This window comes from Halanaerobium saccharolyticum (assembly GCF_004362045.1).
GTDB lineage: Bacteria > Bacillota > Halanaerobiia > Halanaerobiales > Halanaerobiaceae > Halanaerobium > Halanaerobium saccharolyticum_C.
Genome location: NZ_SNWX01000053.1, coordinates 4,823 through 6,176 on the forward strand (window position 1 = coordinate 4,823; position 1,354 = coordinate 6,176).

General features: G+C 29.1%; 1 protein-coding gene. It reads left to right on the top strand.

What is annotated here, in order from left to right:
• Positions 1-892, top strand: an 892-nt coding sequence (locus DFR79_RS16260) for an abortive infection family protein (protein ID WP_208107571.1), incomplete at its 5' end; no start/stop codon positions are given.
• Positions 893-1,354: the final 462 nt, after the last annotated feature.

Sequence of the window (1,354 nt, forward strand, 5' to 3'; positions counted from 1 at the left end):
CACAAAGCTTGCAATTGTAGGCAGCAAGAAATATAAAGGCAAGCTTTCTGCCAGGCCTAAAGGCACAGGCACGTCGGAAATCCCAGGGACGTTATATGAAATTCGACTAATAAGGCTAATAAAAGGTGGTGATGAATTGTCAAATGATATACAAAAAATCCAAAGAATTCTTAAACATAAAAATAGATTCGATTTATCAAATTTATTAAATAACTCTATATCGGAAATTAATGTAACCTCTAACTTTGGTAGTGCATTATTTTCTCTTATAAGTTACTTTGAAATCTATTCTCCAATAGAAAACCATAGTAAATTGAAAAAATTATCCAAAAAGGATAAACAATTAATTTTCGAATCTATTAAAAAACTATATCCAGTTAAAGAACAATCCATAGAGATAACTGAAGTTAATTATTATCTTGATATGGATTTAAAAGTAGAAAATATAGTTAAAGAAGAAAAATTAAAAGAATTAAAAATTGATTATATTTCAGATCAAATTAGGAAATGTGAAAGAAAAATAACTGATAAAGATTTTGATGGTTCGATTACAAATGCAAGAACTTTAATAGAAAGCATTTGTATTTATATTATAGAAAGTTCAGGAGAACAAGTAAAATCTAAAGGCAATTTAATTAAATTATATAAACAGGTAAGTAATATTTTGAATATGGATCCTAGCATTCATAATGAGGATTTTCTAAAACAAATAACTTCTGGGTTTTTTTCAATTATAAATGGTCTAGCTGATATGAGAAATAAATTAAGTGATGCACATGGGAAATCAAAAAAGAGAAGTTATAAACCAAGCCATCGTCATGCAGTTTTAGCAGTAAATAGTGCGAAAACAATTTCAGAGTATCTTTATAATAGTTGGGTTGATCGAAATTAAAATAAAAAAATAAATAGCTCCCTTTCGGGAGCTGAAACAACTATAGTATTCAGTCCATAAAATCATATACCATTCTCTCCACGAACACTATAGTTGCATATAAAATATTGTCCATTTTAATCATCTCCTTAACAAAATTGATTACGAGATAATTATTATATATGAACACATTAATGGAGAGTGTAGGAATTGAACCTACTTTGATTAGATGGCGTTTTTATAAATAATATCAAATAATAATCTTTAATACAAATTAATTAGTCGAACTTCATATAACATGGGATTGAAGATTCCGCTACGCTCCATTGAAAATTCATTCGGCAAGGGCAGTTGCCCTAAGCCTCATGAACTTCTTAAATCCCAGTAACGTTATCTGACATTATAGCAAAAGTTACTGCAGCTAATAAGACCAAGAGAAAGGGTTTGGTTATCGCAGGATGATATTTTTTGACTTTCTCCGGG